The organism is Micromonospora sp. 15K316 (assembly GCF_004348525.1).
GTDB lineage: Bacteria > Actinomycetota > Actinomycetes > Mycobacteriales > Micromonosporaceae > Micromonospora.
The window spans coordinates 1-7,678 of the sequence record NZ_SMKG01000259.1 but is presented as its reverse complement, the minus strand read 5'-3'; the positions used below and the strand labels follow the sequence as shown (position 1 = coordinate 7,678).

At 73.1% G+C, this 7,678-nt stretch carries 8 protein-coding genes; 4 read left to right on the top strand and 4 right to left on the bottom strand.

The genetic code is table 11. The annotated features are described in order from the left end of the window. Positions 1–48: 48 nt before the first annotated feature. Positions 49–831 carry a histidine kinase dimerization/phosphoacceptor domain-containing protein gene (locus E1211_RS33075; RefSeq protein WP_207915543.1) on the bottom strand — a complete coding sequence of 261 codons (783 nt, stop codon included), beginning with the start codon at positions 829–831 and terminating at the stop codon, positions 49–51. A gap of 134 nt (positions 832–965) precedes the next feature. Here E1211_RS33075 and E1211_RS28665 point away from each other — a divergent pair, with 134 nt between their 5' ends. Continuing rightward, positions 966–1,637, top strand: coding sequence for a DedA family protein (locus E1211_RS28665; protein WP_243709736.1), 672 nt, complete (start codon positions 966–968; stop codon positions 1,635–1,637). Positions 1,638–1,669: 32 nt separating this feature from the next. Here the strand turns inward: E1211_RS28665 and E1211_RS28660 are convergent, their stop codons facing one another. Then, entirely contained in the window at positions 1,670–2,308 is a 639-nt protein-coding gene (locus E1211_RS28660; RefSeq protein ID WP_132352785.1) for a TetR/AcrR family transcriptional regulator, read from the bottom strand. A 74-nt stretch (positions 2,309–2,382) separates the two neighbouring features. Here E1211_RS28660 and E1211_RS28655 point away from each other — a divergent pair, with 74 nt between their 5' ends. Both E1211_RS28655 and E1211_RS28650 read left to right on the top strand, forming a co-directional pair. Then, positions 2,383–2,835: an SCP2 sterol-binding domain-containing protein gene (locus E1211_RS28655; RefSeq protein WP_132352783.1), complete on the top strand. Its 453-nt coding sequence runs from the start codon at positions 2,383–2,385 to the stop codon at positions 2,833–2,835. A gap of 1 nt (position 2,836) precedes the next feature. Next, positions 2,837–4,048 carry an acyl-CoA dehydrogenase family protein gene (locus tag E1211_RS28650; RefSeq protein ID WP_132352781.1) on the top strand — a complete coding sequence of 404 codons (1,212 nt, stop codon included), beginning with the start codon at positions 2,837–2,839 and terminating at the stop codon, positions 4,046–4,048. 13 nt (positions 4,049–4,061) lie between these two features. Here the strand turns inward: E1211_RS28650 and E1211_RS28645 are convergent, their stop codons facing one another. Further along, positions 4,062–4,361, bottom strand: a complete 300-nt coding sequence (locus E1211_RS28645) for a DUF2754 family protein (protein ID WP_132352779.1) — start codon at positions 4,359–4,361, stop codon at positions 4,062–4,064. A 407-nt stretch (positions 4,362–4,768) separates the two neighbouring features. Between E1211_RS28645 and E1211_RS28640 the strand changes: the two genes are divergently transcribed. Beyond that, positions 4,769–6,331 (top strand): AMP-binding protein, encoded by a 1,563-nt coding sequence (locus tag E1211_RS28640; protein ID WP_132352777.1) that lies wholly within the window; start codon positions 4,769–4,771, stop codon positions 6,329–6,331. A gap of 84 nt (positions 6,332–6,415) precedes the next feature. On the opposite strand, the gene purD is transcribed toward E1211_RS28640, so the two are convergent. Further along, the gene (gene purD / locus E1211_RS28635; RefSeq protein ID WP_132352775.1) at positions 6,416–7,666 is read right to left on the bottom strand and encodes a phosphoribosylamine--glycine ligase; all 1,251 of its coding nucleotides are present in this window, start codon (positions 7,664–7,666) and stop codon (positions 6,416–6,418) included. Positions 7,667–7,678 lie beyond the last annotated feature (12 nt).

Genomic DNA, 7,678 nt, shown 5'->3' with positions numbered 1-7,678 from the left:
CCGCCCCCCCCCCCCCCGACATCTACCCGCGTAAGCTCGTCGCCAGCCTCAGATGTGTATACGAGACGGGGGGGTGGGGGTGGGCTGACGCAGGACCCCCAGCACCTCGCGCAGATCGGTGAGCGCCTGCCGGCCGGTGGACCGGATCAGTGCCGCGGCCTCGACGGTCGACGGCTCGGTGGCGGTGACCTCCAGCGCGCCGGCGTGCACCACCATCAGCGACACCCGGTGCGCCACCACGTCGTGCATCTCCCGGGCGATCCGGGCGCGCTCCTCGGCCCGGACCCGCTCGGCCCGCTCCTCCTGCTCGCGCTCCAACCGTTCGGCCCGGTCCCGCAGGGCGGCGAACACGTCCCGCCGAGACCGGACCAGGAGCCCGGCGACCAGCGGGAACACGACCAGCCACGCGGCGGTGGCGGCCGCGTTGGCCGGGGTGGCAGTGGTGATCCGCCGCACGCCGCCCACCGCGAGCCCGACGAGGACCCCGGCCGCCAGCACCAAGACCGCGCCGAGGACGTACCCGGCCAACCGGCGCCGGTCCCGCGACCGCAGGCCCGCCTGGTACGAGGCGACCAACCCGGCCGGCCAGGCGGCGAGCACGAGCCAGCCCAGAGCGGCGGCGAGGAACAACGGCCAGCGGCGCGTCCGGACGGTGGCGACCGCCCAGCCCGAAAACACCGCGATCACCAGCAGCAGGCCGCCGGGCAGCGACGAGCGGACGCCGAACGCTCCGGCGCCGGAGGCGAGGACGGCGGCGCCGACGACCACGGCGGCCACCGGTGGCGCGTACCGGTCGGCGGCGCGCCGGAGCACGACGGTGCTGAGGGCCACCAGCCGAGCCTAGGGTGGGTGCGCCGGTCGGGGCACCCACCGGATCGCGGTACCCGGGTCGATTCCGGGCTCTCCCCGATCCGCCTCCGGGCCGGGTGCTACCAAAGTCGCACCCACGGGCTCACGAAGGGCCGATGGCAGGATCGGTGCCCGGGACCAGCATCGAGATCATGGATCTGCTCGACCTGCTGCACCAGACCATGTCCTCACCCTGGGTGTACCTGGCGATCTTCGCGATCGCGGTGCTCGACGGGTTCTTTCCGATAGTGCCGAGCGAGACCGCGGTGATCACCGCGGGCGTGTTCGCCGCGTCCGGCACGCCGAACCTTCCGGCCGTGATCGTCGTGGCCGCCGCCGGCGCGCTCGTCGGCGACCACGTGTCGTACGCCATCGGGCGGGCCGGCGGATCGCGCCTGCTCGACCGGCTGCCCGTGGGCGGGAAGCGGAGAGCCGGCGTCGAGTGGGCGCGCCGGGGCATCGCCCTGCGCGGCGGGCTCATCCTCACCGTCACCCGGTACGTGCCGGGTGGTCGGACGGCGGTCACGCTCACCATGGGCGCGGTGGGGTACCCACGCCGGCGCTTCCTCGCCTTCGACGCGCTGGCGGCGGGCTCCTGGGGGCTCTACTCGGCGCTCGTCGGTTACCTCGGCGGGCTCGCCTTCGAGCAGGATCCGCTGCGCGGTCTGCTGCTCGGCCTCGGCCTGGCGCTGACGGTCACCGTCCTGGTCGAGGGCGTGCGCGTGCTGCGCCGCCGGGCGAGGCCGGCACGGCCGGCGGCCGGACGGTCGCCGGAGGCGGTGCGGTGACGGCGGCCGGACGGGTCGATCGTCCGCCGCGGTCAGCCGGCGGGCGGACGCCAGGTGACGCCGTTGAGCAGCTGGTCCGCGCCGAGCCAGGCCACGTTCATCATCCGCGTCGCGGTCCGCTCCGGGTCGGCCTCCGGATGGTCGGCCAGCCAGTCGGCCAGCGACTCGCTCGCACCCACCAGGGCGTACGCGACCACCTCCAGCTCGGTGCCCGCGATCTCGCGCCCCTCGGCGCGCAGGGCGTGGTCGAGCATGCCGGCGACCACCTCGACCAGGCGGGCCCGCATGGCGGCGAGCTCCCCGGCGAAGGGCTGCTCGCCGCGGGCCTGCCGGTAGAGCACCGCCCAGCCGTCGCGGTGCGCCCCGACGAAGCCGAAGAACGCCCGGAGCCCTCGCCAGAGCCGCTCGTCGGCCGGCAGTTCCGGTGCGGCCGCACCCGCGATCGCCTCCGTCATCCGGGTGCCCTCCCGGTGCAGGCACGCGACGAAGAGCTCCTCCTTGGTGCCCAGGTACGCGTAGACCATGGGCTTGGAGATGCCGGCGTCCTCGGCGATCTCGTCCATGCTGGCCGCGTGGAAGCCGCGCCGGGAGAAGACCTTCACGGCCGCGTCGAGCATCTGCTGCTCGCGTACGGCCCGGGGCAGGCGCTTGAAGCTGGGTGCGCTGGACACCTTGCGAGCATACCTACTCGTGCGTAAGGTTACGCCAGAGTAACCAAAGTCGGCTCGCCCGGAAGGTGTTTCGCATGACTGACTTCGACCCGGCCAACTTCGCCAACGTCGGCCCCAAGGAGTTCGCCCAGCTGGTCAAGTCCACCCCGGACGACAAGATCGCCCAGGTGATGTCCGGCGACCTGCGCGGCAAGGTGCTCGGCGAGGTCTTCAACCGGATGCCCTCGCTCTTCCGGGCCGACCGGGCCGGCTCCACCAACGCGGTCATCCACTGGGCCATCACCGGCCGCCCGGACGGCGGCGACGACACCTACGAGGTCGTCATCGAGAACGGCAGCTGCACCGTCTCCGAGACCCCGCAACGCGAACCGAAGCTGACCCTCACCATGGGCCCGGTCGAGTTCCTCAAGATCGTGTCCGGCGGGGCGAACCCCGTGATGATGTTCATGACCGGCAAGCTCAAGGCCAAGGGTGACCTGGGCCTGGCGGCCAACATCGCCAACCTGTTCGACATCCCGAAGGCCTGACATGCCCGAGTTCTCGCTCGACCTGTCCGAGGAACAGCGGGACCTTCGCGACTGGGTGCACGGCTTCGCCGCCGAGGTCGTGCGCCCGGCCGCAGCCGAGTGGGACGCCCGCGAGGAGACTCCCTGGCCGATCATCCAGGAGGCCGCGAAGGTCGGACTCTACGGCTTCGAGTTCCTCGCCACCTGCTGGGCCGACCCCACCGGGCTCTCCCTGCCGATCGCCAGCGAGGAGCTCTTCTGGGGTGACGCCGGGATCGGCCTGAGCCTCTTCGGCACCTCGCTCGCGGTAGCCGCCATCTACGGCGGCGGCACCCCCGACCAGCTCGTCGAATGGGTGCCCCAGTGCTTCGGCACCGTCGACGCACCGGCTGTGGCGGCGTTCTGCACCACCGAGCCGGAGGCCGGCTCCGACGTCGGCGCGATGCGCACCCGAGCCGTCTACGACGAAGCCGCCGACGAGTGGGTGCTGACCGGTCAGAAGGCCTACGCCACCAACGGCGGCATCGCCGGAGTCCACGTCGTCACCGCCTCGGTCGAGCCGGCCCTGGGATCCCGGGGGCAGGCGGCGTTCGTCGTACCGCCCGGCACGCCGGGGTTGACCGCCACCCGCAAGCTGCGGAAGCTGGGTCTGCGCGCGTCGCACACCGCCGACGTCTTCCTCGACGACGTACGGGTGCCCGGGCGCTGCCTGCTCGGCGGCAAGGAGGCTCTCGACGAGCGGCTGACCCGCGCCCGCTCCGGTCAACGCGCCTCGGGCCAGGCGGCGATGCGTACGTTCGAGCTGTCCCGCCCCACCGTCGGTGCGCAGGCGCTCGGTGTCGCACGCGCCGCCTACGAGTACGCCCTCGACTACGCGAAGGACCGCGTCCAGTTCGGACGGCCGATCATCACCAACCAGGCGGTCGCGTTCGCGCTGGCCGACATGAAGACGGAGATCGACGCGGCCCGGCTGCTCGTCTGGCGCGCCTCCTGGATGGGACGCAACAACCGACCGTTCGCCGCCGGCGAGGGCTCGATGTCCAAGCTCAAGGCCGGCGAGGTGGCCGTCTCGGTGACCGAGAAGGCGGTGCAGCTGCTCGGCGGCGCCGGCTTCCTGCGCGACCACCCGGTCGAGCGGTGGTACCGGGACGCGAAGATCTACACCATCTTCGAGGGCACCTCCGAGATCCAGCGACTGGTCATCGCCCGGGCGATCTCCGGCCACCGCATCTGAGCGGGGACGACTCTCAGTCGGCCTCGCCAGGGCTAACCGGCTGCGCGGTGCGGGCCTTACGGCGGCGGACCACGAGGCCGCCGAGGAGGTGGAGCAGGATGATCACCAGAACGGCTCCGACCGCCCAGTGTTTCCACGGGCCGGCGGTGAAGACGAGCCCACCCAGGGCCGCATGAGCCGCCACGACCAGCGCGATGACGACCATCAGGTTCAGCGCCCGGCGTCGGGAACGCCGCACGGCCCTCCCCACCGGAGCCGGCGCCTCGGCGGCGGCATCATCGCTGTGCCCCTCGGCGGCTTCGACGATCGGCATGGAGGTCCCTTCCCGTCCCGGTGAGAGCTCCGGCGCAGTGCGGTCGCAGGGGGTGTGCGAATGCGGATAAGGCTGGACCAGCCAGGTCTAATGCCACGCTGGTATGCCGATGATGGCTGGTTCGATGCCGCCAACCCCGGCCCGCCGTCGGCGAACGTCGCCCGGATCTCGTTCTGCGTCCCCCGCAGCCAACTCCCGGCGCGCTCACCGGGGTCACCCGGCGCCGCCGAGGCGAGGGTGATCCGTCGCCCGCCGGCGCCGCGGCTCCACCTACCGTGCCGACTTCGTCACTTGGCGCGCCCGCTCGTTGTGCCGAGTTCGGGCACCCCGGGCATGATCAGGGCAGACATCCGGACGGGAACGCCTTCCTCCAACCCGTCCGGCCACACCCATAGGAGGTCTGCGGCATGGACCTGCCCTTCATGGTCACCACGATGACCCGGCGAGGGCTGCTCACCCCCGGCCAGCCGATCCGGATCGCCTCGCAGCTCAACGCGCTGCGGAGGTGGGGTTGGAGCCTGGCCGGCGAGCTCCGCCAGGCCGCCGCCCGTGACCCCGGCCGGACCGCCGTCATCGACGAGCACGGCACCGAGCTGACCTACCGGGAGCTGCTCGACCGGGCGGAACGGATGGCCCGCTCCCTGCGGACCGGGCACGGCGTGCAGTCCGGTGAGCGGATCGGCGTCCTCTGCCGCAACCACCACGGCCTGATCGAGACGATCGTCGCGGCCACCCTGCTCGGGGTCGACGCGGTGCTGGTCAACACCGGGCTCTCCGCCGCGCAGCTCGCCGTCGTCGCCGAGGAGCAGCGGCTGCGGGTGCTGGTGCACGACGACGAGTTCACCGACCGGGTGCTCGGCCTGCCGGCCGAACTGCCCCGCCTCGACGAACGCGCCCGGGAGGAGCTGGTGGCCGGCGCACTCCCCGGTGAGCTGCGGCCACCCGAGCGGGACGGGCGGATCATCGTGCTCACCTCGGGCACCACCGGCGCGCCGAAGGGCGCCCGCCGTCCCACCCCGAGCGGCTTCGGCCCGCTGGTGTCCATCATCGACCGCATCCCGCTGCACACCCGGGACCGGGTGATGATCGCCGCACCGATCTTCCACACCTGGGGGTTCGCCGCCCTCCAGGTCTCCTTCGCGCTGCGGGCCACGATCGTGCTGCACCGCCGCTTCGACCCCGCCGCCACGTTGGCCGCGCTGGTGGCGCACCGGGTCGACGCGCTCTTCGCCGTACCGGTGATGGTGCAGCGGCTGATGGAGGTGCCGCCGCCCGAACCGCGGCCCCCGCTCAATGTCGTGGCGATGAGCGGCTCCGCGCTGCCCGGCGGGCTCGCGACCCGGTTCATGGACGTCTACGGCGAGGTCCTCTACAACCTGTACGGCTCGACCGAGGTCTCCTGGGCGTCCATCGCGGGCCCGGCCGAACTGCGGGCGGCCCCCACCACCGCCGGTCGGCCACCGAACGGCACTCAGGTACGCATCCTCGACGCCGCCGGCCGACCCGTGCCGGACGGGCAGGTCGGCCGGATCTTCGTCGGCAACGAGATGCTCTTCGAGGGCTACACCTCCGGCGCGAGCCGGGAGAGCCGCGACGGGCTGCTCGACAGCGGAGACCTCGGGCGGATGACCCCCGACGGCCTGCTCTTCGTCGACGGCCGGGCCGACGACATGATCGTCTCCGGTGGCGAGAACGTCTTCCCGTCCGAGGTGGAGAACCTGCTCGCGCAGCTGCCCCAGGTACGCGAGGTGGCCGTCATCGGCGTGGCCGACCCGGAGTACGGTCAGCGCCTCGCCGCGTTCCTCGCCCTGCACCCCGCGGAGACGCTCGACCCGGAGGCCGTACGCGAGTACGTCCGGCACTACCTCGCCCGCTTCGCCGTACCGCGCGACGTGATCTTCGTGAAGTACCTGCCCCGCAACGCCACCGGCAAGGTGCTCGCCCGGGAGTTGCGCCGCTACTACGGCTGACCTCTCGGCGGTGCGGGCCGGCGGGGGCCGAATGTCGCCCGGGTGGCGCCGGCCGGGCCACCCGGGGCGAGTCGTCCGCCCGGCTCAGCCCGGGATGTCGATCCGCCCCTCGACGGCGGCGGTGGCGATGTCGGTACGGTGCTGCGAACCGGCCAGCCCGATGCCGCGTACCAGGTCGTAGGCGGCGTCGCGGGCGGCGGCCAGGTCCGCACCGGTGGCCGTGGCGCAGAGGACCCGCCCACCGGCGGAGAGCAGCGCGCCGTCCTCGGCCCGGCGGGCGGTGCCCGCGTGGATGACACCGGGACGGTCCGCGCCGGTGATCACGTCACCGGTACGCGGCGTGCCCGGGTAACCGTGAGAGGCGACCACGACGGTCACCGCGGCGCCGTCCCGCCACACCAGCGGCGGGTGCTCGGCCAGCGTGCCGGTGGCCGACGCATGCAGCAGCCCGGCCAGCGGCGTCTCCAGCAGCGCGAGCACCACCTGGGTCTCCGGGTCGCCGAAACGGGCGTTGAACTCGATGACCCGGGGGCCCTTCGCGGTGATCGCGAGCCCGACGTAGAGCAGGCCCGAGAAGGGAGCGCCCCGGCGACGCAGCTCGGCCAGGGTCGGGTGGACCACGTCCCGCATGACCTCGTCGACCAGGCCGGACGGGGCCCAGGGCAGCGGCGCGTACGCTCCCATGCCGCCGGTGTTCGGGCCGGTGTCGCCGTCCCCGATACGCTTGAAATCCTGTGCGGGCAGCAGCGGCACCGCAGCCTCGCCGTCGGTGACCACGAAGAGCGAGACCTCGGGTCCCGCCAGGTACTCCTCGATCACCACCCGGCCGCACTCGCGCGCGTGCTCCTCGGCGCGCGCCCGATCGTCGGTGACCACGACACCCTTGCCCGCGGCGAGCCCGTCGTTCTTCACCACGTACGGCGCGCCGAACTCGTCAAGCGCGCGGGCGACGCTCTCCGGATCGGTGCAGGTGTGGGCGCGGGCGGTCGGCACGCCGGCGGCGGTCATGACATCCTTGGCGAAAGCCTTCGACCCCTCCAGCCGGGCCGCCTCGGCCGACGGCCCGAACACCGCGATGCCCTTGGCCCGGACGGCGTCGGCGACCCCGGCGACCAGCGGCGCCTCCGGCCCGATCACCACCAGGTCGACAGCGGTCTCCACCGCGAGCGCGGCCACCGCCACCGGGTCGTTCGAGTCGACCGCGCGCAGCTCGGCCACCTCGGCGATACCCGGATTGCCCGGTGCCGCGATCAGCTGCGTGACCGCCGGATCGGACGCCAACCCGAGCGCGAGCGCATGCTCACGCCCGCCACCACCAACCAGAAGAACCCGCACGCCCCCAGATCC